General features: G+C 38.6%; 19 protein-coding genes and 1 pseudogene. 6 read left to right on the top strand and 14 right to left on the bottom strand.

Annotation, left to right across the window (positions count from 1 at the left end):
- Window positions 1-29: 29 nt before the first annotated feature.
- The 7 genes and pseudogenes from FZC40_RS15120 to FZC40_RS15090 all read right to left on the bottom strand — a co-directional run bounded on the left by FZC40_RS15120 (window position 30) and on the right by FZC40_RS15090 (window position 9763).
- On the bottom strand, window positions 30-647 hold the full coding sequence (locus tag FZC40_RS15120; RefSeq protein WP_148605856.1) for a methylenetetrahydrofolate reductase C-terminal domain-containing protein: 618 nt from the start codon (window positions 645-647) through the stop codon (window positions 30-32).
- A gap of 1 nt (window position 648) precedes the next feature.
- Window positions 649-2613: an electron transport complex subunit RsxC gene (rsxC, locus tag FZC40_RS15115; RefSeq protein WP_148605854.1), complete on the bottom strand. Its 1965-nt coding sequence runs from the start codon at window positions 2611-2613 to the stop codon at window positions 649-651.
- A 28-nt stretch (window positions 2614-2641) separates the two neighbouring features.
- Window positions 2642-3547, bottom strand: coding sequence for a bifunctional 5,10-methylenetetrahydrofolate dehydrogenase/5,10-methenyltetrahydrofolate cyclohydrolase (locus FZC40_RS15110; RefSeq protein WP_148568535.1), 906 nt, complete (start codon window positions 3545-3547; stop codon window positions 2642-2644).
- A 45-nt stretch (window positions 3548-3592) separates the two neighbouring features.
- Complete coding sequence (locus FZC40_RS15105; protein WP_148568534.1) at window positions 3593-4252, bottom strand: cyclodeaminase/cyclohydrolase family protein; 660 nt, start codon at window positions 4250-4252, stop codon at window positions 3593-3595.
- A 105-nt stretch (window positions 4253-4357) separates the two neighbouring features.
- On the bottom strand, window positions 4358-6037 hold the full coding sequence (locus tag FZC40_RS15100) for a formate--tetrahydrofolate ligase (protein WP_148605852.1): 1680 nt from the start codon (window positions 6035-6037) through the stop codon (window positions 4358-4360).
- Window positions 6038-6791: 754 nt separating this feature from the next.
- Window positions 6792-8471 (bottom strand): annotated as a pseudogene (locus tag FZC40_RS15095) (formate--tetrahydrofolate ligase).
- Between the two features lie 482 nt (window positions 8472-8953).
- Window positions 8954-9763 (bottom strand): methyltetrahydrofolate cobalamin methyltransferase, encoded by an 810-nt coding sequence (locus FZC40_RS15090; RefSeq protein WP_148605850.1) that lies wholly within the window; start codon window positions 9761-9763, stop codon window positions 8954-8956.
- A 258-nt stretch (window positions 9764-10021) separates the two neighbouring features.
- On the opposite strand from FZC40_RS15090, the gene FZC40_RS15085 reads away from it, so the two are divergent.
- From FZC40_RS15085 to asrC, 5 genes are all read left to right on the top strand, one after another.
- The gene (locus FZC40_RS15085) at window positions 10022-11827 is read left to right on the top strand and encodes an ASKHA domain-containing protein (RefSeq protein WP_148605848.1); all 1806 of its coding nucleotides are present in this window, start codon (window positions 10022-10024) and stop codon (window positions 11825-11827) included.
- Window positions 11828-12038: 211 nt separating this feature from the next.
- Window positions 12039-13097 (top strand): asparaginase domain-containing protein, encoded by a 1059-nt coding sequence (locus FZC40_RS15080; protein WP_186843863.1) that lies wholly within the window; start codon window positions 12039-12041, stop codon window positions 13095-13097.
- A 140-nt stretch (window positions 13098-13237) separates the two neighbouring features.
- Window positions 13238-14242: an anaerobic sulfite reductase subunit AsrA gene (gene asrA, locus FZC40_RS15075; RefSeq protein ID WP_148605843.1), complete on the top strand. Its 1005-nt coding sequence runs from the start codon at window positions 13238-13240 to the stop codon at window positions 14240-14242.
- Entirely contained in the window at window positions 14239-15036 is a 798-nt protein-coding gene (asrB, locus tag FZC40_RS15070) for an anaerobic sulfite reductase subunit AsrB (protein WP_148605841.1), read from the top strand. The genes asrA and asrB overlap by 4 nt, the downstream gene beginning before the upstream one ends.
- 11 nt (window positions 15037-15047) lie before the next feature.
- Window positions 15048-16016, top strand: a complete 969-nt coding sequence (gene asrC / locus FZC40_RS15065; protein WP_148605839.1) for a sulfite reductase subunit C — start codon at window positions 15048-15050, stop codon at window positions 16014-16016.
- Between the two features lie 159 nt (window positions 16017-16175).
- Here the strand turns inward: asrC and FZC40_RS15060 are convergent, their stop codons facing one another.
- From FZC40_RS15060 to FZC40_RS15040, 5 genes are all read right to left on the bottom strand, one after another.
- A complete protein-coding gene (locus FZC40_RS15060; RefSeq protein ID WP_148605837.1) occupies window positions 16176-17549 on the bottom strand; it encodes an MFS transporter in 1374 nt (457 codons plus the stop codon).
- Window positions 17550-17716: 167 nt separating this feature from the next.
- On the bottom strand, window positions 17717-18343 hold the full coding sequence (locus tag FZC40_RS15055) for a corrinoid protein (RefSeq protein ID WP_148605834.1): 627 nt from the start codon (window positions 18341-18343) through the stop codon (window positions 17717-17719).
- A 65-nt stretch (window positions 18344-18408) separates the two neighbouring features.
- A complete protein-coding gene (locus FZC40_RS15050) occupies window positions 18409-19212 on the bottom strand; it encodes a methyltetrahydrofolate cobalamin methyltransferase (protein WP_148605832.1) in 804 nt (267 codons plus the stop codon).
- Window positions 19213-19298: 86 nt separating this feature from the next.
- Window positions 19299-20279, bottom strand: coding sequence for a uroporphyrinogen decarboxylase family protein (locus FZC40_RS15045; RefSeq protein WP_148605830.1), 981 nt, complete (start codon window positions 20277-20279; stop codon window positions 19299-19301).
- Window positions 20280-20563: 284 nt separating this feature from the next.
- Entirely contained in the window at window positions 20564-21958 is a 1395-nt protein-coding gene (locus tag FZC40_RS15040) for an MFS transporter (protein WP_148605828.1), read from the bottom strand.
- A gap of 266 nt (window positions 21959-22224) precedes the next feature.
- Here FZC40_RS15040 and FZC40_RS15035 point away from each other — a divergent pair, with 266 nt between their 5' ends.
- Window positions 22225-22881, top strand: coding sequence for a TetR/AcrR family transcriptional regulator (locus tag FZC40_RS15035; RefSeq protein WP_148605826.1), 657 nt, complete (start codon window positions 22225-22227; stop codon window positions 22879-22881).
- A 118-nt stretch (window positions 22882-22999) separates the two neighbouring features.
- Here the strand turns inward: FZC40_RS15035 and FZC40_RS15030 are convergent, their stop codons facing one another.
- Entirely contained in the window at window positions 23000-23260 is a 261-nt protein-coding gene (locus FZC40_RS15030; RefSeq protein WP_148568520.1) for a hypothetical protein, read from the bottom strand.
- A gap of 275 nt (window positions 23261-23535) precedes the next feature.
- The coding region (locus FZC40_RS15025) for an EF-Tu C-terminal domain-related protein (protein ID WP_475638846.1) at window positions 23536-23662 on the bottom strand (127 nt) is incomplete at its 5' end.

Raw genomic sequence — 23662 nt, 5'->3', positions numbered from 1 at the left:
AATTACTCCTAATCATTTTAAATTATTGGTTATTTTTCTTTTGAAATTCCGAAGTTGCGTACTTTGGGCGCATCATATTTCATGTTATCCAGTTTATTCATCTTTTCCAATTTTCGGTAAATTCGTTCCCATCCGCATTCCATATCCTTGTCGACTTCACACATACCATTTTTGGCACCGCCACACTGGCCGTTAATCAAACTTTTTGAACATGCGGTAATCGGACAAATTCCTCCGGTACCATTCAGATAGCATTCCCCGCACTGCCCACAATCAACATTCAGTGCAGTTACTCCCTGAAATCCTGGTAATTGATAGGTATCGCAACAGGAGTATACTCTTTTTTCCTGGAATTGATCGGCAACGGTCTGTATCCCAACACCACAGGAGAATACCAGTATGGTATCTGCCGCGTTGATTACGTCCATGTGTTTTTTCAATTGCAGTTTTAGATTATCCGGATTACAGATATAATCGGTTGTTATGATCTTGGTTATTTCTTTACTGGCTGATAGTTCCTTTTGCAGTTCGTCTGCTTCATGTTCTGCGAAATAGACCTCTTTGCATCCGTGACAATTTATGATCACAATTTTTCCTTCAGCTAATGATTCAATTATTTCTTTTGATTTTAGTTGGGTAATCAGCATATTATTTACCCTCCCTTATGGCAGTTTTTCCAATTTTGATTCGCTCAACAATTGGAATTTTTGATGAACAAATATATTCACAGCATCCACATTCAATGCAATCCATCGCATTTTGTGCTTTCATGCCTTCCCAGTCTTCTGATAAAGCGTATTTGGTGAAATACAGTGGACGCAGTTCCATTGGACAGACGTCTGCACAACGACCACACTTGATACATTCAACCGCTTCTTTAACAATAGTTTCAACAGCGATAATGCCATTAGAACATTTCAGCATTGGAACATTGAGGTTCGCCTGGGCAAATCCCATCATTGGGCCACCGATTTTAACAGTTACATCATCGCCTTTTACATCACCGCAATGGTTGACGATATCTTTGACAGAGGTACCAACCTTCACTAAATAGTTACCTGGCTTGTTCATTCGATTCCCACTGACAGTCACAACTCGCTCAATCAGTGGCATTCCTAACTGGATTGCATCTGAAACGGCTTTAGCTGTACTCACGTTACATACGATTGCCCCAACATCCATTGGTAGGCCACCACTTGGGACTTGCTTGCCCATAACCCGTTTGATGAGCATTTTTTCAGCTCCTTGTGGGTATTTGGTTTTGGCAACAACGATTTCAATGTTTTCGATATCAGCAGTTTTTGCCTGCAGTAATTCAACGGCATCCAACTTGTTGTCTTCAATGGCAATTACACCTTTTGGTGCGCCTGATGCTTTCATCATGGCTTTTAGACCATAAATCACTTCATCGGCATACGTCAGAAGAACCTGGTGATCCGCTGTTAGAATTGGTTCGCATTCACAGCCGTTGAGTAATACCAATTCAATCGGTTTAGGTGATTTGAGTTTAACAGCAGTTGGGAACCCTGCTCCACCCATACCAACAATACCTTTTTCGCGAACAATTTCGATGATTTCATCTGGTGAGAGGTTATCCAGAACTCCGGCTGGTTTGACAGACTCGTCAAGTGTATTTTTACCGTCCGACTGAATGACAATCGCTAATGATTGCATTCCGCTAACCGGATGCAACCGTGGTTCTATCGCTACAACCGTACCGCTGATACTGGCATGAATATTACTGCTTATCGGCCCTTTGGCGGCAGCAATTTTTTGACCCATTTTTACCTGCTGTCCAACTTCTACGATGGGTTCAGCCGGTGCACCGGCATGCTGTGACATTGGAATCACGACATTTAAGGTATCTGGGAAACGTACGAGTGAAATATGATCACTCAACTCTTTGTATTCGGTTGGATGGATTCCGCCATAGTAACCTTCGTACCGTTCTTCGCGGTTAGAATTTACATATTCTTTGATGAACTTGTAATTTACTTTGGAATAATCCCGAATTTCCACAGGCTTGTTTAACAATTCTTCCAATCGTCCCTGTTTTTCCAATCGTTCATAGATGAGTTGCCATCCGCAATCCATGTCCTTGTCTACTTCACATTTACCATTTTTTGCGCCGCCACATTGACCGTTCAACAAACTTTTTGAACAATCCACGACTGGACATATTCCTCCGGTCATGTTCAGATAACACTGGCCACAGGCTTCGCATAACGTGTCTGTTAATGCCATTCCATGTTGGCCATCAACGGCAATGGTGTCGCATCCAGCATACACAGGAAGTTCCGTCAATCCTGCAATTGTCTGAATGCCCAAGCCGCATGAATTAACAAACACATTTTTGGTTTCTGGCGAAAGAACCCCTTGAAAGCTCTTTGATGTCAACGGTTCATTGCACAAAAAATCGATTTTTGCAGAGCCGACAATATTTTTGCCCTGTTCTTTGGCAATCGCTTCAAACAATCCGCACTCCGGTTCGTCAAAACTATCGAGTTCCTTAAAGCATTTGTTGCAGGCAACAACAAACAAATCATCCTTGTCTGCCAGAACTGCATCAAGCTCTTCCCTTCTTTTCAGTTTAAACTTCGTGTAATCTTCCAATTATATACCTCCTGTTTTTTTTCTGAATTTATAGTAATCCGTTTTGCATTTTACATGCTTTAATAACATGTGCAGCCAATAATGCCGTTGTGATAGGTCCTGTTCCGCCACCACATCCAGGCGTTGCTGAAGTAATCATTGCCGCTTTGTCTAAACAGTCTACGTGAGCATCTCCGGCACGGATTTTCTTGCCTTCTGCATTTAATACAAATTCTTTATTTGCATCTTTCATCTGAGACATAGCTACATCAATCAGAATAGAATTTTCATTTAACATATCTGCTTTAACCAAACCATAAATACCGCATGCGGTTACAACAATATCTGCTTTTCTTGTGTATGCAGCCGTATCTTTTGTAAATACATGACAGATTGTTACCGTAGCAAATTCATTTGTCAGCATAATTGCCAGTGGTTTACCCAATACATTTGAGTTGTTTATAATAACGACATCTTTGCCTTTAACATCAATCTTATAGAATTTAAACATTTCCATAACACCTTCTGCTGTACATGGGAAGAATCCTTTTTCGTCTGCGATCATTAATTTTCCCAAGTTTGTAGGATTAAGTGCATCAGGATCTTTTTCTGGACTTAAAAGATATTTGATTTTTTCGGCATCAATTTGTTCAGGAAGTGGCTGGAAGATTAAAACTGAATGCGTGTTTTTATCTTCATTAATTGATTGAAGTTTTGCGATAAAATCAGCTTCTGTTACATCGATTGGAAATTGAACAGATTCAACTTCAATATTAGATTTTCCCATTCTTGTGATGATACTTTTTTCATAAGAAATAGAACCTGGATCTTCCCCAACACGCATAATTGCCATTTTTACTGTAATGCCTTTATTCTTTAATTCATTGGCATCTTTAAGTACTTCCGCCAGTATGGATTCACTAACTTCTTTTCCACTTAATAATTTTGCTGTCATAATTACAATACTCCTCTTAATTCAAAATTTTTACTATTACTTTATTTATGAAAGTTGTTTTTCAACTTCTGCATAAACGCGGTCACAGATTTCAACGCCTTTGGTTAACATTGGCTTTATTCTGTTATTAACATCTGCAACATAATCTTGATCTTTAATTGTTTTAATATTGATTAAAACGTTTACCCAGCCACTGATCATCCCAGCTCTTAAACATTGTACACCACAGGCAACATCACTAATGGCCAAAGCTGAACCTTTTCCGACTAATTCTTCCTGCAACAATACTGCTTTGTAACATACCTCAACGATTTCGAGTGGAATACTACACGCAACCTTGGTGCATTCTTCCAAAGTTTTTGCTTTATAAGCTTTTTCTTCTTCCGTTTCTTTTGGGAGGCCATAAGCTTTTGAAAGCGGCAAGAAGTTTTTTGCATCTTCATCAATCATTGCTAATAAACGATCCTGAAGTACCTGTGCTTCTTTTAAAATACGTTGAATATCTTCTTCATATTCTGCATATTTTTTCTTTCCAGTGGTCAAGTTACAAACCATCCCAGCCAAAGCCGTTCCGATCGCACCGACTAAAGCGGCTGCACCACCACCGCCTGGAACAGCAGCTTTGCTGTACAGGACTTCAACAAATTCAGTACATTTTTTCGCTGAGATAGATTCGGTCTCAGTTCCTACTACATCAAATTCCATTCGCTAACTCCACTTTCATCATTTGTATAAAGTTTAACAAACAAACGGACCAAGAGATCCCCCCTGAAGGGAACCTCCTCGATCAATTTATGTTATTGTTTGTTTTTAGAATAATCCAGAAATTACGCCGTTTTCATCAACATCGATTTTTTCTGCTGCTGGACGTTTTGGAAGTCCCGGCATTTTCATGATTTCGCCTGTTAATGCTACGATAAATCCAGCACCAGCTGAGATATTAGCTGCCCGAACTGTGATTCTGAATCCAGTTGGTCGGCCTAATTTTGTCGCATCATCGGTTAAAGAATATTGTGTTTTAGCCATACAAATTGGCACTTTATCAAAGCCAAGTTTGGTTAAATTTATAATCTGTTTTTCTGCTTCAGGAGTATAGTCTACGCCGTCTGCTCCATAAATTTTAGTTGCAATTGCATTAATCTTATCTTTGATCGGCACATCAAGCTCATAACTATATTCAAACGTTCCTTCGCTTTCATCAATTAAACGAACGACTTCTTTAGCTAATTCTTTTCCGCCTTCTCCGCCTTTTGCCCATACTTGAGAAAGTGCAACATTAACGCCTAGTTTCTGACATTCGTCTTTAACTAATGCTAATTCTGCTGGTGTATCCAGTGGGAATTCGTTGATCGCTACAACTGCTGGCAATTTAAATACCTGCGTAATGTTTTCAACATGTTTTAGTAAGTTTGGTAAACCTGCTTTTAATGCTACCAGGTTTTCTTCATTTAAATCAGCTTTTGCCACGCCACCGTTGTATTTAAGAGCACGAACCGTTGCTACAATGATTACTGCGTCTGGTTTCAGCTTAGCCATTCTACATTTAATATCCAAGAATTTCTCAGCTCCAAGGTCAGCACCGAATCCGCCTTCTGTTACGACATAGTCAGCAAAGTGCATTGCCATACGGGTAGCAATTACAGAGTTACAGCCATGAGCGATATTTGCAAAAGGTCCGCCATGAATGAATGCTGGTGTTCCTTCTAATGTTTGTACCAGGTTTGGTTTCAAAGCATCTTTAAGTAAAGCTGCCATTGCGCCTTGTGCTTGTAATTCTGCTGCTGTTACAGGATCTCCATCAAAGTTATAGCCAACAATTATTCGTCCGCATCGTTCTTTTAAATCAACGATATTTGAGGCTAAACAAAATGCTGCCATTACTTCAGATGCAACCGTAATGTCAAATCCATCTTCACGACAGAAGCCATCGCCTGATCCGCCTAAACCATCAACGATATTTCTTAATTGACGGTCATTCATGTCAACGCAACGTCTCCATGTTATTTTCTTAGGATCTATTCTTAATTCATTACCTTGTTTAATATGATTATCCATCATTGCGGCTAATAAATTGTTAGCTGCTCCGATAGCATGGAAATCGCCGGTAAAATGAAGGTTAATATCTTCCATTGGTACAACCTGAGCGTATCCGCCGCCAGCTGCTCCGCCTTTAACACCAAATACTGGTCCAAGAGATGGTTCTCTCAAAGCAACCAGAACATTTTTTCCCAATTTTGCCAAACCATCTGCAACACCAATTGTTGTTGTGGTTTTTCCTTCACCTGCTGGTGTCGGATTAATAGCTGTTGTAAGAATTAAACGTGCTGTTTTTTTGCCGGTATCCTTTTTCAACAGATTATAGTCAACCTTTGCTTTATATTTTCCGTATAAATCCAAGTCATCTTCTGTTAGACCCAATTTAGCTGCAATCACACGAATATCCTGTGGCGTAGCCTCTTGTGCAATCTCAATGTCTGATTTTAAACCCATATCATTTCCTCCAATACTTTGATAAATTTTTAACATATCTATATGATAGCTGATTTTACAAGAAAAATCAAATATAACATAAGACAATTTTTTACTATTAAAAGCCGAATAACGTTTACATTTATGGGGTGTATACCAATATTCCGTACAATATTTTACTCTACTAAGTAAAGTCAAGTGAAATATTTAGCAGCTTCACCTGCATATATTACTTTGATTCCTTATTATGTCATTGTATTGCGTTATTGTTAATTAAATTGATACAATGTCCTCGTTTTTTAAGCTAAATGTTTTATTTCGTAAGATTATCATTTTTTCCATTTGTTTTGTTTGAATCTCGGTGACGCATTACTTTCCAGACTTGCTTATTATCCTTCTTACAAACAACCACCCTCAATCTCTTCAATTTATATACATAATACATAAAAAGAATGTGTTTCTTTATTGCAGCTATCCTTCTATTTACTTGTATATACATCTTAAATACAGATTATCATTTTTTTGTTTGAATGTCAATATTTTTCTATTTAATAGCAATTTATTTTCTTCCATTGTTTGTTAAATCTCAAACAAAGTTTCAATAAGTATTTTATCGCCATATTTCAAGCTCGTATGTCCATTCATGTATCGATTATTTGTCGATATTTTATCTTTTCTTCTTTCTATTGTTTTCATAAAACTCAAAGAGTAAAAAAAAGACCGGTGATATTCCCTGTCTGGAATATCACCGGTCCACTTATGTTATTGTTTGTTTTTAGAATAATCCAGAAATTACGCCGTTTTCATCAACATCGATTTTTTCTGCTGCTGGACGTTTTGGAAGTCCCGGCATTTTCATGATTTCGCCTGTTAATGCTACGATAAATCCAGCACCAGCTGAGATATTAGCTGCCCGAACTGTGATTCTGAATCCAGTTGGTCGGCCTAATTTTGTCGCATCATCGGTTAAAGAATATTGTGTTTTAGCCATACAAATTGGCACTTTATCAAAGCCAAGTTTGGTTAAATTTATAATCTGTTTTTCTGCTTCAGGAGTATAGTCTACGCCGTCTGCTCCATAAATTTTAGTTGCAATTGCATTAATCTTATCTTTGATCGGCACATCAAGCTCATAACTATATTCAAACGTTCCTTCGCTTTCATCAATTAAACGAACGAATTCTTTAGCTTATTCTTTTCCGCCTTCTCCGCCTTTTGCCCATACTTGAGAAAGTGCAACATTAACGCCTAGTTTCTGACATTCGTCTTTAACTAATGCTAATTCTGCTGGTGTATCCAGTGGGAATTCGTTGATCGCTACAACTGCTGGCAATTTAAATACCTGCGTAATGTTTTCAACATGTTTTAGTAAGTTTGGTAAACCTGCTTTTAATGCTACCAGGTTTTCTTCATTTAAATCAGCTTTTGCCACGCCACCGTTGTATTTAAGAGCACGAACCGTTGCTACAATGATTACTGCGTCTGGTTTCAGCTTAGCCATTCTACATTTAATATCCAAGAATTTCTCAGCTCCAAGGTCAGCACCGAATCCGCCTTCTGTTACGACATAGTCAGCAAAGTGCATTGCCATACGGGTAGCAATTACAGAGTTACAGCCATGAGCGATATTTGCAAAAGGTCCGCCATGAATGAATGCTGGTGTTCCTTCTAATGTTTGTACCAGGTTTGGTTTCAAAGCATCTTTAAGTAAAGCTGCCATTGCGCCTTGTGCTTGTAATTCTGCTGCTGTTACAGGATCTCCATCAAAGTTATAGCCAACAATTATTCGTCCGCATCGTTCTTTTAAATCAACGATATTTGAGGCTAAACAAAATGCTGCCATTACTTCAGATGCAACCGTAATGTCAAATCCATCTTCACGACAGAAGCCATCGCCTGATCCGCCTAAACCATCAACGATATTTCTTAATTGACGGTCATTCATGTCAACGCAACGTCTCCATGTTATTTTCTTAGGATCTATTCTTAATTCATTACCTTGTTTAATATGATTATCCATCATTGCGGCTAATAAATTGTTAGCTGCTCCGATAGCATGGAAATCGCCGGTAAAATGAAGGTTAATATCTTCCATTGGTACAACCTGAGCGTATCCGCCGCCAGCTGCTCCGCCTTTAACACCAAATACTGGTCCAAGAGATGGTTCTCTCAAAGCAACCAGAACATTTTTTCCCAATTTTGCCAAACCATCTGCAACACCAATTGTTGTTGTGGTTTTTCCTTCACCTGCTGGTGTCGGATTAATAGCTGTTGTAAGAATTAAACGTGCTGTTTTTTTGCCGGTATCCTTTTTTAACAGATTATAGTCAACCTTTGCTTTATATTTTCCGTATAAATCCAAGTCATCTTCTGTTAGACCCAATTTAGCTGCAATCACACGAATATCCTGTGGTGTAGCCTCTTGTGCAATCTCAATGTCTGATTTTAAACCCATATCATTTCCTCCAATACTTTGATAAATTTTTAACATACCTATATGATAGCTGATTTTACAAGAAAAAACAAATATAATATAAGACAATTTTTTACTATAATATTTCTTGATATTGTGTAAATTTACAAGGTTTACATCAATATTTAGAACAAGATTTTACTCTACTTTTAATCATTTGTATAAATTTTATCCGTATATAGCAATTTAATTCATATTAATATATTTATTCGATTTTATATTGATAATGCATAAATAATTATTCTTTATATTGTTTAAATCGTTTATTTCGTAAATTTATGAATTAGCGTCTTTTTTTGATGCTTTTCGCTTATTTTCACTATATCTGGCGAAATAAAGTAATATACCTCTGTTTTATGTTAAATCTTTTACTATAAATTCCGTATATACTCCACAATAAAAAAATGACTTTAGCAAAACTCTTTTTTTTTGTTTGCAAAAGCCCTGTTTCAATTATTAAATTACTATTCATTCTTAATCGGCCCAATTAGCCCCTGTCTGAATGCCTTACTATATTTTCTACAATACTTATCATTTCCAAGAAGTGCATATGCTGCAAAAATTGTTCCCATCATGTCTCTGTTAAGCGGATCCATCACAGCTGAATCCATACCTGCCTGAATCGCATATGCGATGAATGTTTTATTCATTAAAGCACGTACCGGTAAGCCAAACGAAATATTGCTAACCGCTCCGGTTACATGAATCGATGGATATAATGCTTTGATCTCTCTAATTTCCTGAGCTAAATTTAGAAATGAATTATTTTCAGTTGATAAAGCCATTACACAGGGATCAATATGAATACGATCAGGTGTGACTCCGTATTTTGACGCTTTTTCAACCATCGTTTTAGTAATATCAACTTTCGTTTGAACATCGTTAGGAATGCCTCGATCATTGCAGGTAAGACCGACAACTTCCCAAGTGTTTCCTTCCATAAGAGGTAACAGAACTTCACATTTATCACCTTCTTCTGAAATTGAATTGAGTATCCCCGGTTTATTAGCATATTTGAATACAGCTTCTATCACACGTGGATTCGGACTATCAATACTAAGTGGTGTATCCGTTGCATCCTGAATGATATCCATTAACCATTTCAACGTTTCAATTTCAATCTCAGGCGCTGTGCTTGCACAAACATCAATAAAGTCTGCTCCTGCTGCTGCCTGCTTTACCGCACGATCCGCAATGAATGCTGCATCCCTATTTTCAATCGCTTCCTTAACAGCAGGAATCGTTCCATTAATTTTTTCTCCAATAATGATCATTGATGGGCCTCCTAATTTGGTATCGATTTCATTAAAATTAAAATAGAATTATTGTATGTACTTGTTTTACATGTATACACAAAGGCAGTATCAGATTACCATTTTCTTCTTTTTTTGTCAATATTTTTCAGGAAGCAGTTCTATTTATTAGCTTCTTGAAAATGCTCTTTATTAAGGGTATAATATGGGTAACATTTAGCGGATAACGATAATATATTGGTTATTTATCCGAATATTTAAGTAAGAAAGGACAATTTTATGTCATCATTGAAAAACATTCAAATTTCATTTCCTTTATTAGACAAAAATATAACCGTTGAAGCTGGAATAACCGTTGCTGAAGCTTGTAGTTTAGTTGGATTCCCGCAAAATCTCGTTTGCGGAGGAAAAGGAACATGCAAAAAATGCCTCGTTACTGTGCGAGAGAATGGCTTAGTCTCTGAAGTTTTAAGTTGCCAACATAAAGTTTCAAACAATATCGAGATTCTTATCTCCAAAGAAGCGGCTTTATCCCAAATTCTTGAGACGACAGATAACGATGAGCTTAGCTTTAACCCCAAAATTAAAGTAATCACGATTCCCTTTTCCGAGTTAAAAACCGAGATGTGTTCCTATGATCTTGAAACTATCCGAAGAGTTCTTGATCTACCGGTCACGATTTCATCCCTTAAAGTTTTACAAAAATGCCCCAGCGTCTTCCATTCCAAAGAAAACGCGTTAATGAATTTTGTCTTATTTAATAACGAGATCATCGATATGATCCCAACTGATTCTGAATTTAAAGCCTACGGTGTTGCCTTTGATATTGGGACAACTTCAGTCGTCGGGTATCTTTATAATTTAACCACCGGAGTACTTGTCAATCAATACTCCTCCCTTAATAAACAGATTTCTTTTGGCGGAGATGTTATCAGTCGAATTGATTATGCATCTCAATCACCAAGCAATTTGAAAGTACTTCAAAATTCCATATTAGAAACCATTAACAATATTTTGTCAAACCTGTTATATGAATCTAAGATATCTCTTGAAAGTGTTTATGATTGCGTTTTTTGCGGCAATAGCACAATGTCTCATCTTTTCTTAGGAATTAATCCCATTAATTTAGGTCTTTCACCTTTTACTGGAATATCCAAAGATGCCGTGATCCTTACTGCTTCTGATCTCAATATCAACATGAATCCTTTGGGACGCATCACTTTTCTTCCTCTCTTGGGTGGTTTTGTCGGAGCCGATACCACCGCGGTTTTATTAGGTCTTCCAAAGGATGATTCGTATCGATTAATGATCGACTTAGGAACCAATGGCGAAATTGCCGTAGGCAACCATCATAAATATTTTGTTGCCTCCACTGCCTGCGGTCCCGCCCTGGAAGGTGCCGGTATCCATATGGGTATGCGTGGCACGACTGGGGCCATCGAAAAAGTCGCCATGGTTAATAACGAAATTCACTGTCAAGTGATCGGCAACGCTCCTCCAATAGGTTTTTGCGGCTCAGGAATTATTGACGCCATTGCCCTGCTTTTTAGAGAAGGCCTTATTTATGATCGCGGCAATTTTATTAAAGATCAGGCCCTTGATGCTCATCCATTAAAAAACCGATTTAAAATTGATGAAAACGGGCAGCGTTATTTTGTTATTTTGTTCCAGGAAGATAACCCTAACGGAAAAGAGATGGTTATCACCCAAAAGGATATCCGTCAGGTTCAGTTGGCTAAAGCAGCTATTTATACCGGCTGTTGTCTATTAATTCAAAATTTCGGTATTCAAAGTCATGATCTCGCAGAAATTGTCATTGCTGGTGCTTTCGGCAATTACATCGATGTCGACAACGCCCAATTCATCGGACTTCTGCCAAAATTTGAAGGCGTTCCGATTCGTTCCATTGGCAATGGTGCCGGTACTGGTGCACAGCTTTTCCTGCTCTCTCAGGATGAGGCTAAACGCTGTGAACAAATTCCTAAAGTCACAACCCATATAGAACTAGCCACAGATCCTAATTTTTCAAGAACCTACATGGGAAACACCACCCTTGGTCATAATGTAATAGATATCGAATCTTGATCATAAGTAATTTATACTTGTACATTTTGGTTTAATCTTTCGCTCTGTCCGTTCTTGCCATTATCATTGTCATTCATAAGATCAATCACTCTTTGGGTATTGATTTCGACGAATATCAAACGATAAACAGCAACTTCGGACATTTTTTTATGTTTCCCTTCTAAATCAATTGATGTTATAATTATTTAAAATGCTGAAAGGACAATCAACTATGGAAACAACACCTAAAATCCTCATCCTGCTAACCGGAGGAACCATTGGCAGTGCAGTAAATGATGGCTGTATTGACGTGGATTCAAGTCGCAGCAATGATTTATTTTCAATTTATAAAAACCTTGGCAAACCTACAGTCGATTTCGAGGTGTTCCGTCCTTATAATATGCTTAGTGAAAATGCTGAACCAAAACACTGGCTTCAGATCATAAAAACACTTCAATCTTATAATCTCAAAAACTATACTGGCGTTATCATTGCGCATGGATCTGATACCCTTCCCTATACCGGCGCCGCGCTGTGCTACGGTATTGATAGTCCTTCGATCCCCATCTTATTAGTCGCTGCAAACTTCGCCATTGGCGAGACAAACAGTAATGCTCTCGCAAATTTTTCAGCCGGTGTCGATTTCATTTGCAATTTACAGCTTCCCGGCTTTTATACCATTTATGAAAATAGTGATCATAAAACCTATGTCCACCTGGCTTCTCGTTTACTAGAGGCTGACTGGCTTAAAGATGATTTTACCAGTTTCGGGGAGCCGCTTGGGATTTTCGACTCGCGCGGACTTTGCAGTACGCCTTCTCCGCAAAATCCATCAATGCTCAAACTCTACAACCCAACTTTGGATGATGTTCCCTGTATCAAAGAATTTCGAAATGAAATACTCGCTCTTCGGGCTTATCCCGGTCTTAACTATCTGTGCATTGATTTGAAAAATCGACCGATTCGCGCTGTGCTTCATTCCCAATATCATTGCGGCAGCGGTAATGTATTAGGAGAAAACGGCACTGCTCTCACAGATTTTATTAAAAATAATCCTCAGGTTGATCATTATCTGATCTCTTATAAAAATATTAGCGGCGATCTTTACGCCTCCTGTCACCAACTCATAGCAGCCGGTGGCATTCCCCTGGAAAATATCTCTTTTGAAGCCGCGTTAACAAAGCTGAACTTTGCTTACAATCAACAAGAATATTCACCTCAGAACTACATGCAACGCGAATTTTTCTACGAATTTGTGCGGAAGACACCGGAAGACGGCTATGTCATATAGACAGATTCAATGATTGATCATTAATCACTAATTTAAAAAATTCACCCTATGTTTTAGAGGAAACGTGACAAATGTCACGTTTCCTTTTTGTATTATCATATATAATGAGTATATAAAAAATAAAAAAGGAGAAATAATGTATGGGCTATCAAATTAATAAAACAAAGATGAACACACTGTTTACTGATTTACTAGAAAATTATACCATTTATGCACCAAAACGTTTTGTTGGTGGCGGGACCTTTGCCGATACTGATTGTATCCGTTATGGAGAAATTTCCACTTTAGAAGAAATTGAATTCAGCGAAAAATCCGACTATTCATTTAAGGAAGTTCTCTTACCTATTTCAGAAACACTTTTTTATTTCACTGAAGCCGTTATGAAGGAATCCGATCCCCCTCTAAAAGAAGCCATTGTATTTTTACGGAGTTGTGATCTTCACAGTCTTAATCGCTTAGATACCATCTATCTTAAGAATGGCCCGGTCGATCCTTACTACAAGCGCCTCCGGGATCATACTCATTTCATTTTAATGGGATGCGAAAATACCTTTGAAAATTGTTTTTGTGTATCCATGGGCACCAATCAGAGCACTAATTATGATGCTTATATAAAAGTGACTGCTGAAGAAGTCTTGATTGACAGCCACTGGAATCTTCTGGATCAAGCCCTGGCGAATGCTCAACCATTTACTGTTGTCCCTGATTCTGTCAGTATCAATAATATCAGCGTTGAAATTCCGGAATCAATTCCTCAATCCGTTTTTGATTCAACCTTATGGGATGATTACACCGCAAGGTGCATCGCCTGTGGCCGTTGCACCTTTGTCTGTCCGACGTGCACTTGTTTTACGATGCAGGATCTTTTCTATTCCGATAATGGAAAAGCCGGAGAACGCCGTCGTGTTTGGGCCTCCTGTCAGGTAGATGGTTACACTGATGTTGCCGGAGGACATGCTTTTCGAGAAAACAAAGGACAGCGAATGCGTTTTAAAGTCATGCATAAAATAAGCGACTATAAAAAACGATTTGATAACCAAATGTGCACTGGCTGCGGTCGCTGCGACGATATTTGTCCAGAATATATTTCCTTTTCAAATTGTATCAACAAAGTGAATGCTCTCGTTAAGGAGGAAAACCGATGACAACGACAAATCCCTATACTCCTTTTTTATCTGAAATAAAAGCGGTTATTAAACATACCGATATCGAATATACTTTTCGTATGACTTTTTCCGGGGATGCCAAACCCGGTCAATTTTTCGAGGTGTCCCTGCCAAAATTCGGCGAAGCACCGATTTCCATCAGCGGCATTGGTGAAAACACCGTCGATTTGACAATCCGCCGTGTCGGCAAGGTTACTGCCGAAATTTTTGAAAACTATGTCGGCGATTCGCTTTTCCTTCGTGGTCCTTATGGTAACGGCTTCTCCATTGACAACTATATCGATAAAGAAATTATATTGATTGCCGGCGGCACCGGACTCTCTCCGGTTAAAGGGATAACCGATTATTTTTCGGCTCATCCAAAAAAAACAAAAGGATTTACCCTCATTGCCGGATTTAAATCGCCTAATGATGTTTTGTTTAAAGCCGATTTCGAAAAATGGAAAAAAAATCTCAATGTTATTCTAACTGTTGATACTCCGATTGACGGCTATTGCGGCAAATCCGGCATGGTTACGGAGTATATCCCGTCAATTCCCGTCAAAAATATCGATGATGCGATTGGAATTGTTGTCGGTCCGCCAATGATGATGAAGTGTACTATTGATGAACTGCTCAAAAAAGGATTCAAAGAAGCAAATATTTGGATTTCTCAAGAACGGAAAATGTGCTGTGGCATCGGAAAATGCGGTCATTGTAAAATTGATGACACTTATATCTGTCTTGATGGACCTGTTTTTAATTATACCAAGGGAAAATTTTTAAAGGATTAGGAGGAATATTTATGTTAGATCTCAATACGAAAAAGATAAAGAAGAATGCCTACCGGATAACGAAAGTTCGCGGCGAAACAGCATCAAGAATACGCATTCCCGGAGGCTTGCTGACAGCCGATTTGCTTCCTAAAATTCAGGAAATTGCAGAAACTTATGGAAATGGACGCATTCATCTAACTACTCGTCAGGGTTTTGAAATTCCCGGCATTCGGTACGAAGATATGGATGCGGTAAACACGCTCCTTCAACCCATCATTGACCAGCTGGAAATTAACCAGGTCATTCCCGGAAAAGGCTATACTGCTTCTGGAACCAGAAACGTATCCGCCTGTATTGGAAGCAATACCTGTCCGTTTGCGAATTATAATACCACTGATTTTGCAAAGAAAATGGAAAAGGAAATCTTTCCCAACGACTTGCATTTTAAAGTAGCCTTTACCGGATGCGCCAATGATTGCATCAAAACTCGGATGCATGACTTCGGTATCATCGGAATGACGGAACCTCAGTACGACAAAGACCGCTGTGTGAATTGTCAAGCCTGCGTCAAAGCATGCAAGCAAAAATCGGTTGATGCTTTATCAGTAGAAAATTACAAAATTGTCCGTGATGCTGCAAAATGTGTTGGTTGTGGTGAATGTGTTATTAATTGCCCCACTCGAGCCTGGACTCGCAGCACAAAAAAATACTATCGTCTGGTCATCATGGGACGAACCGGGAAACGGAATCCCCGTCTGGCCGAAGATTATCTGGTCTGGACCGATGAAGCGGCTATTATTAAAATCGTTAAAAACACCTATAAGTTTGTCAAAGAATATATTGATACCACTGCTCCTGGCGGCAAAGAACATATCGGATATATTATTGACCGTGTCGGCTTTAAAGAATTCGAAAAATGGGCATTAGATGGCGTTGAATTTGATGAGAAAACCATTGTAAAAGGCCCTGTCTATTGGAGCGGACCGCATTATGATTAAATACGCTTTCTAAATTAAAGAGGCTTTTGCCAATAACAAACCAGTTATTGGCAAAAGCCTTATTTTATATCTTGAAATTTAATTATAAAAAACAAATCAGAAACATTGTGATACTTGCTCAAATCAGTATCCTGGCTTCAATACTTTATGTTAGTATATTCAACCATTTCCGACCGCAATCTCATCACTATTTCCGACCGCCAGCTCATCCAGGGATTTTCCTTTGGTTTCTTTTTTTACCAGGAACACCGCAGCCAATAAGCCCAGCACTGCTGGAATAATGTAAAATAAAAACGATACGGCGTATCCTAGTCCCATTTCAATGATTACGCCGGCAACGATCGGCGCACATGCCCCACCGATTCGACCAAAGGCATGGCACCATGAGACCCCAGTGTTTCTGAATTCTGTCGGGTATGCTTCTGCCATTAGAGGCTGCACTGCTGTAATCGAATAGTTGACTGCAAAGCCCAGGAAAATACATGCCGCCAGGATCGCGCCAAAACCACCGCCGACGGTAGCCATGATAATAACAGAAATTGCCGCAACACCAAATGAAATGATGAGATTCTTTTTTCGGCCAACTGCTTCAGCGACAAAACCAGTTGAGCAATTCGCTATAATCGCTGCTGCATTTTGAGCGATGGCCAATCCATAAGCAGAAGTCAGCGTTAAACCCTTTTCCAACATCAACGAAGGCAACCAGGCATTGATGCCGTAAACAATAAAACAGCCGCAAAAATACATAATCCAAATACCGGCCGTAATTCGAATATATTTTTTTGAAAAAAGGGCTTTCGGGCCAGATTGCTTAGGTGGTTCCGGTACGATTAAAGCCTTTGGATCCCAATTTGTTGATTTTCCCGTGGCAATGCGTTCAATATTTTGAAGCGCTTTGACCGCTTCTTCTCGATATCCTTTGTTCGCCAGCCAATAGGCGGACTCCGGCATTTTGAAATACAGTAAAATCGAATAAACTAATGGGATGCCGCCAATCAAATAACAAAGCCGCCATCCCAATACCGGAACAATCGCAGCCGCTACCAGGCCGGCAAGTACCCAACCAACAATCATCCATGCCATCCCAAACGTAATAAAAATAGCTCGTTTTTTTGTTGGCGTCGATTCCGAATAAGCAGTGGTTACAACTGGAATACAGGCTCCCAATCCAATCCCTGCCAATACCCGGAAAATTGCAAACATCTCAAAACTGTTTGAAAAACAAATTGGGATATTCATGAGGGAATACATTGCAATCGCGAACATTAACGTTTTCCGTCTTCCTATTTTGTCAGAAATAATGCCTGCGAAAGCACCACCTAAGATTAAACCGATAAGACTCCAGGAAGATAAACTCCCTTTTGCTATTGCGCTTAATCCCCATTCCGCTGCTATTTGTGGCATTGTATAGGATACAATCATATAATCATAACCATCAAATACCATCGCTAACCCCAGCAAGAAAAATATTTTCCAGGTAAATTTGTTAACTCCAAGGGAATCCATTACTTGGGATATACTAAAATTATTCATTGTGTTGTCTCCTTTTCAGAGCAAATATTGATTAATTTTTTCAAAACATAACTGATTTTACAATATATTTCCTATCCGAATGCTAGACAAGACCAATTATTTCATCAGGTTGTGAGGCACATACCGTTTAATAATTGGTCTTGTCTTTAGGTTGGTTGACAGTAAATTTAAGCGACTAATTCTTTTGCTTTCACAGCAGCACTGCCGGCATCAGGTGCATAACCATCAGCACCAATTTCAGCTGCGTATTCTGGCGTTACCGGTGCGCCGCCAACAATAACTTTCATATCAGGGAAGGCGGCTTTAACGGTTTGTACCGCTTCTTTTAATGCCGGCATGGTCGTTGTCAGCAGACCTGAACAGGCTACCAATACGACATTTTTATTCTCTTTAATGGCTTCCACAAATTTCTCGGCCGGTACGTCGACGCCTAAATCGACCATGTCAAAACCAGCGCTTTCCAGCATCATCACAACCAGGTTTTTACCGATATCGTGTAGATCTCCGGCAACGGTTCCCATGATGCAGGTTCCCAATGAGTTTGAGGTATCGCCGGCCATTACTGGTTTCAGTACTTCCACTCCTTTGGACATCGATTTGGCAGCAATCAGCATTTCCGGTACGAAGATTTCTCCGGCTGAGAACTTATCTCCGACAACACTCATGGATGCAACCATGGCATCCAGGATATCCTGCGCTTTATCTCCGGCATCCAGGGCTTCCTGTACGGCTGCAGCAATCTTCTTTGATTTTCCGGCTTCTACCAGGGCTTTTACTTCTTCAATTTTTGACATTTTATTTTCTCCTATTTTCTTTTAATATTTTATTTTTAACGATGTGTGTAGTTTTTAAGTATTAACTATTTTTTCTGACCGAAAATTCCTTCGCGATAGGCGCCGATATATTCCATGCAGTAATCATCTTCACCCAACAAGGCTTCGGTGGCAAACAGCATCCCCATCAGATCCTGATTCAGTGGATCCAGGATAAAACTGTCCATTCCGGCGTTCATCGCCAGTACGGCAAAGGCCTGGTTGACGATTTTTCGGGCGGGCAGGTTGAAGGAAATATTGCTGACGGCACCGGTGACATGAATGGTGGGATACTGTTCTTTAATGCCCCTGATGACTTCGGTTACCATGCTGATGCCTTCTTCTGATGTACAGAGCATTTCAATCAACGGATCGATGTGCATTCTCGATGGGTCAATCTTATATTCTTTTAATTTCGCCATTAAATCGGTAAAAACATCGAGACGATCTTTGGCTGTTTTCGGAATACCTTTGTCGCTGTTTAAGAGTGCCACACATTCCCATTTTGTATCGGCAATGGCCGCAAAGGCAACATCTACTTTATCCCCTTCTAATGAAACGGAATTGAATAAACCTGGTTTGTTGCAGTATTTTATCGCTTCGACGCAAGTGTGTACATTGGGGCTGTCCACCGCAATGGGAACATCCGTTGCGTCCTGGACGATGTCAATCAGCCATTTCATCGTTTCCAGTTCGATGGCGTCATCCACTGACGCACAGACATCAATAAAATCAGCACCGGCTGCCGCCTGTTTGATGGCTAAATTTTTAATAAATTCTGAATCCTTTGCGGCAATAGCTTTCGCGGTGGAAGGTATCGCACCGTTAATTTTTTCTCCAATAATAATCATTTTTTGTCTCTCCTCTGAATATTAATTTTTACCATATTAATTTTTACCGCTCTTTCAAAGCATGGATTCTCAAATTATTTTTGTATCTAGAATAGTTGCTTAGTCATTTTATCAACTTCGACATCAGTCGCTTCATAAACGCCTGGAAATGAACTTCCTGGCAATCCCTGACATGAACTTGGGATGAAATAAATTTTCCCGTTTTCTTCACATGTTCTTTTGACTTCAGCTGCTATCTGTTCTTGTGACCAGTCAGGATGATCGATGATACCGCTGTGAATTCCCCCCATAAAGGTAATTTTATCGCCATATTGTTTGATCATTTCAGGAATATTATTTGTATTCATAACGCCCTGCCAGATATCGACTCCCATTTCAATCATATTGGGTACCAATGTTGCAGCAAAACTATCGCTGTGATGAACAATCAGCTCAACGCCGTTAGCTTTGTAAAAGCCATAGATTTTTTTGTAGGATTCTAAAAAGAATTCTTCAAACATTGCTGGCGAAAGGAATGTTGAAAGCTGGCTGCCCCAGTCATCATGATGTAAAATTGCATCAGGATGCAAATTTTCAACCAACGCTTTGGCATAATCCAGTTCAAACTCTGTTAAATAATCGATCAGTTCTTGCATGGCTTCCGGTTCTTCATAGAAACTCATTAGTGCATTCTCCATGCCCATCAGATAATGGGTCATTTCAAATACGCCGGGAGCAATAAATGCAGCGACATATTTATTATCTCGATCAACGGCGTTTGCGTCAGCGATGGCCTGATCCCATGCGCCTTCAGATCGTTCCATACTTGGCGCTTTAACGTATTCTTTCCATTCGGTAACATCTTTTAATAAAATATGTTCCGCATCGTGTACAGGGAAAGCGGCAATTTGTCCTTCTGGCCAACGAATGGTAACACCCCATTCATTGATTACTTCTTCACCTATTTGGGGTTTTACTCGACCAGATGGTACGCTCATAATCATTTGTAGAAATTCATATTGTTTAACAAAACGATCCGGTTTTCCACCAGTCATGACTTCTTTTAAATTTTCTTTAATGGTTAACATATAATGTTACCTCCTTGTGTTAGATATAAATTTTATCTACTATTTAGTGTGAGATTTATGGTGTGATGTGTTTTAATCCAGCATTTTCCTTAATCTTCACTACATCATAAGATGCAATCATCTTATTTTAGTCAGTCATCTTATGATGTAGTAAAGATACAGGAATGCAGATTAACAGCCAAAGAGAAACACACAGTGTCTCTCTTTGGCTTTTGGGTGCAGTTATTAAATAAGTGCAAGCACTTTTTCAATGACGGTTAACCCGCAAATAATAAATTTTGTTATTATACAGTCATCTTATTTCTTGCATCTATTTCTGTCTGGTATTGTGTCACTTTTTCTCTCGTTAAACGGTATCCAAATGTTAACAGAACCGCACCAACAAGAACCGTGCAACCTGGGATTGTACAGAACAAAGTCGTAATACCAGCTTTCAATTCCGGTGTTGCCGTAGCGGGATCCATTTGTGCAACGAATCCGCAGGCAGCCAGCATTGCCGGAATGATTAAACCTTTGATGAAGATACCAAGTTTCAATGGTAAATTCGATAATCCCATAACCCAGCTTGATGCTGCTTTTCCTGTTTTCCATTCACTGTAAATCGATGCATCACCGTATAATGCAACCATCAATGCGTAAAGGAATCCTAAGAAGAACTGAGCACATGAAAGAACGATTAGGACAAGCATGATATTACCAACAACGAATTGACAGCCGATTAAGAATACACCTAGACCGTAGCAGCCAATCAGTGCCGCTGTTCTTGTTGACAATTTTGCAGCAACATATTTACTTAAATATGAGCCAATTACCGCCATAATATTTGCAACCAACAAGTAAACACTAAACATTGCGACATTGTTTGTTACATAGGTAAAGAAGTATACTGCCGAACCTGCACAGACAAAGTTAACTGTCCAACGCGCTACATCTGCTAAAAGTAACACTAACAAATGCGGGTTCTGAACCAATGATCTAAACATATCACCAATGGTTATTTTTTCTTCCTTTGCAACATTAGTGTTTACAGCACCTTCTTCATGTGTTTCTTCATATCCAGCTGTCAGTTTGAAGTGGATGAAATAGCCAATCCAGTAAATTATAGCCATCGCGAATGCCGAAATAGTGAATCCAAGTATTGGATTTCCAACTACACCGCCAACCCATAAAATAGTGGCTAATCCCATTGCTGAGAAAATAATTTTCCCAACATTTGCATAAGCGCCTCGTGTTGCGGATAATTGTGTTCGATCTTCTGGTGAAGTCGAAATTGTTGGTATTAATGCTATATTAGCAACGTACGAGAAGTTCCAAGCAACATGTGAAGTAATGAAAGCGACACAGATGATGATAATTGGTAGTATTCCAGTGCCAATAACCGTAAACATCAATGTATAGAGAACCACGACAATTGGTGGTATTACCAACAAATACGATCTGTATTTTCCCCATTTCATTGGTTTAAGGGCATCAATAAATCCACCATAGAAAGGTGACAATACCATATCTACTGTACTTGTTAAGGTCATAATTATTGCAGTTGTTCCCAAATCAAATTTTGCAATGTTTGTCAAGAAATATGCAAAATAAAATACTTCGACATTTGACATCAGAGTAAAACCAAGATCTCCAACACCAAAGAATGTCTTAAGCCCTGAACTTAAGGGTTTTTTTTCCATAAAAGAGCCTCCTTAAATTTTCTTTTTACTAATAATAAAATTTCCGGTTATTTCATTTTAGTAATTTTTGTTAATTCTTCTGTTCATTAAGTAATATTACAATAACTTTCTAAATAGTAACCCTTTACACCATACTTGTCAAGCTTTTTTTATTAAATCATTGTTTTTTTACTGTTTTTTTAGTAATTATAGATATTATTTTTTTTCTTGTATCTTTTATTAAATAATGATACACTTATTTAATTACTGTTTTAAGGAGATTTCTTATGCGAAAAATGACAAAAGGTGAACTAACTAAGGAACGCATATTCAAAAGTGCCAAAGAGCTCTTTTACCAACAGGGCTATAATGCCACAACAATTCAACAGATTGCTGATCATTCAGGAACAACATTAGGTTCAATGACTTATCATTTTGCAACAAAAGATACATTTGTTGCTAAGATATTCACAGATTATTTCGCTTCAATCAGTGACGCTGTCAAAGAAAATCTTTATGGTTACAAAACGATCAATTCGTTTGAGCAGCATTTTTATCTGACAATGGTCTGGTATAGTGCTCTTCTCACTGATCCGAAAGTTAAGAATTTCTACTATGAAATTACCATCAGCGATTCCCTGTACTCATATATTTTTGAAAACATCAATCATGTATATCATGAATTTCAAAGCGAATATCACCTGCGAATTCGTCCTATCGAATTTGATGCCCTGCTGATCGCAGACTTCGGGGCGCGTCGGACTCTGGCGCGATACTTTTGCGAAGGCAAAATAAAAATGCCGGTAGAGGATTTTTCAATTCTGACGATTACCAATACAGCTCGCTGTTTCGGTATCCCTGAAAAAGTAATTTTCAAAGTTAGTTATGAAGCATTGATTTTTTTTCGAAACCATGATTTTTCGAAAATAAAACTTCTCATTTAAAAAAAGGTCTTTCAGGGATTATTTCCTGAAAGACCTTTTTTTATTTGTACAAAACCATCGAAACTGTCATATAACTCTAGGCCGATTAAACAATAATGGAATTTTTTATATATTCCGCTTATTGTTGTGCTTTAAATGTGATAATCACACCCTCAGTGACACTGTTTGCCCAGGCAGTATCGTTGGACAATCCCACGTGCTGGCCTTGAATAATTGGTATAATTGAAATGACATCATAGGCCTTTTCATCGTAATTATTACAAACATCTTCGATTTCCTGTGCGAGTTCTTTTATATTACATTTTCTAAACCCTTTATTATAATCATTTCCTACAGATTCGACCTTATCTCCTATTGTTACTGTAATATATTTTTTCACTTGTTTTTCTCCTCTATCAATATATTGATAGTGTATTATATCATAAATTTAAAGCACAAGTACTCATTTGGCATTGTTTACGCAAAAAACCGTCTCTCTGAGAGAGACGGTTAAAAATAATTTGTCTAAAAAATGATTTTTCTACCTTATGTTGAAGAACTGATCAAACAACACAGTTTAATATTTATCCAAACTTTTTTTTAGTTTAATACGGTTAACGTTCGTCCGCTAACACTTCAAAGCCACTGCCAATTTTCAAAAAATTGGAGTCAGCCTTAGTCTACGATAATTTTCGCAACAACTCCGGATCCAACTGTTCTTCCGCCTTCACGAATAGCGAAACGTAAGCCTTCTTCAATCGCGATTGGGGTAATCAAGGTGATTTCCATTTGAACGTTATCT

The organism is Acetobacterium tundrae (assembly GCF_008086615.1).
Lineage (GTDB): Bacteria > Bacillota > Clostridia > Eubacteriales > Eubacteriaceae > Acetobacterium > Acetobacterium tundrae.
This window is presented reverse-complemented; position numbering and strand designations above follow the sequence as displayed.

Excerpts from the sequence above, each read along its gene's own strand:
- FZC40_RS15120 (WP_148605856.1), bottom strand. The coding sequence starts at position 647 with ATGCTGATTACCCAACTAAAATCAAAAGAAATAATTGAATCATTAGCT.
- FZC40_RS15110 (WP_148568535.1), bottom strand. The coding sequence starts at position 3,547 with ATGACAGCAAAATTATTAAGTGGAAAAGAAGTTAGTGAATCCATACTG.
- FZC40_RS15105 (WP_148568534.1), bottom strand. The coding sequence starts at position 4,252 with ATGGAATTTGATGTAGTAGGAACTGAGACCGAATCTATCTCAGCGAAA.
- FZC40_RS15100 (WP_148605852.1), bottom strand. The coding sequence starts at position 6,037 with ATGGGTTTAAAATCAGACATTGAGATTGCACAAGAGGCTACGCCACAG.
- FZC40_RS15090 (WP_148605850.1), bottom strand. The coding sequence starts at position 9,763 with ATGATCATTATTGGAGAAAAAATTAATGGAACGATTCCTGCTGTTAAG.
- FZC40_RS15085 (WP_148605848.1), top strand. The coding sequence starts at position 10,022 with ATGTCATCATTGAAAAACATTCAAATTTCATTTCCTTTATTAGACAAA.
- FZC40_RS15080 (WP_186843863.1), top strand. The coding sequence starts at position 12,039 with ATGGAAACAACACCTAAAATCCTCATCCTGCTAACCGGAGGAACCATT.
- asrA (WP_148605843.1), top strand. The coding sequence starts at position 13,238 with ATGGGCTATCAAATTAATAAAACAAAGATGAACACACTGTTTACTGAT.
- asrB (WP_148605841.1), top strand. The coding sequence starts at position 14,239 with ATGACAACGACAAATCCCTATACTCCTTTTTTATCTGAAATAAAAGCG.
- asrC (WP_148605839.1), top strand. The coding sequence starts at position 15,048 with ATGTTAGATCTCAATACGAAAAAGATAAAGAAGAATGCCTACCGGATA.
- FZC40_RS15060 (WP_148605837.1), bottom strand. The coding sequence starts at position 17,549 with ATGAATAATTTTAGTATATCCCAAGTAATGGATTCCCTTGGAGTTAAC.
- FZC40_RS15055 (WP_148605834.1), bottom strand. The coding sequence starts at position 18,343 with ATGTCAAAAATTGAAGAAGTAAAAGCCCTGGTAGAAGCCGGAAAATCA.
- FZC40_RS15050 (WP_148605832.1), bottom strand. The coding sequence starts at position 19,212 with ATGATTATTATTGGAGAAAAAATTAACGGTGCGATACCTTCCACCGCG.
- FZC40_RS15045 (WP_148605830.1), bottom strand. The coding sequence starts at position 20,279 with ATGTTAACCATTAAAGAAAATTTAAAAGAAGTCATGACTGGTGGAAAA.
- FZC40_RS15040 (WP_148605828.1), bottom strand. The coding sequence starts at position 21,958 with ATGGAAAAAAAACCCTTAAGTTCAGGGCTTAAGACATTCTTTGGTGTT.
- FZC40_RS15035 (WP_148605826.1), top strand. The coding sequence starts at position 22,225 with ATGCGAAAAATGACAAAAGGTGAACTAACTAAGGAACGCATATTCAAA.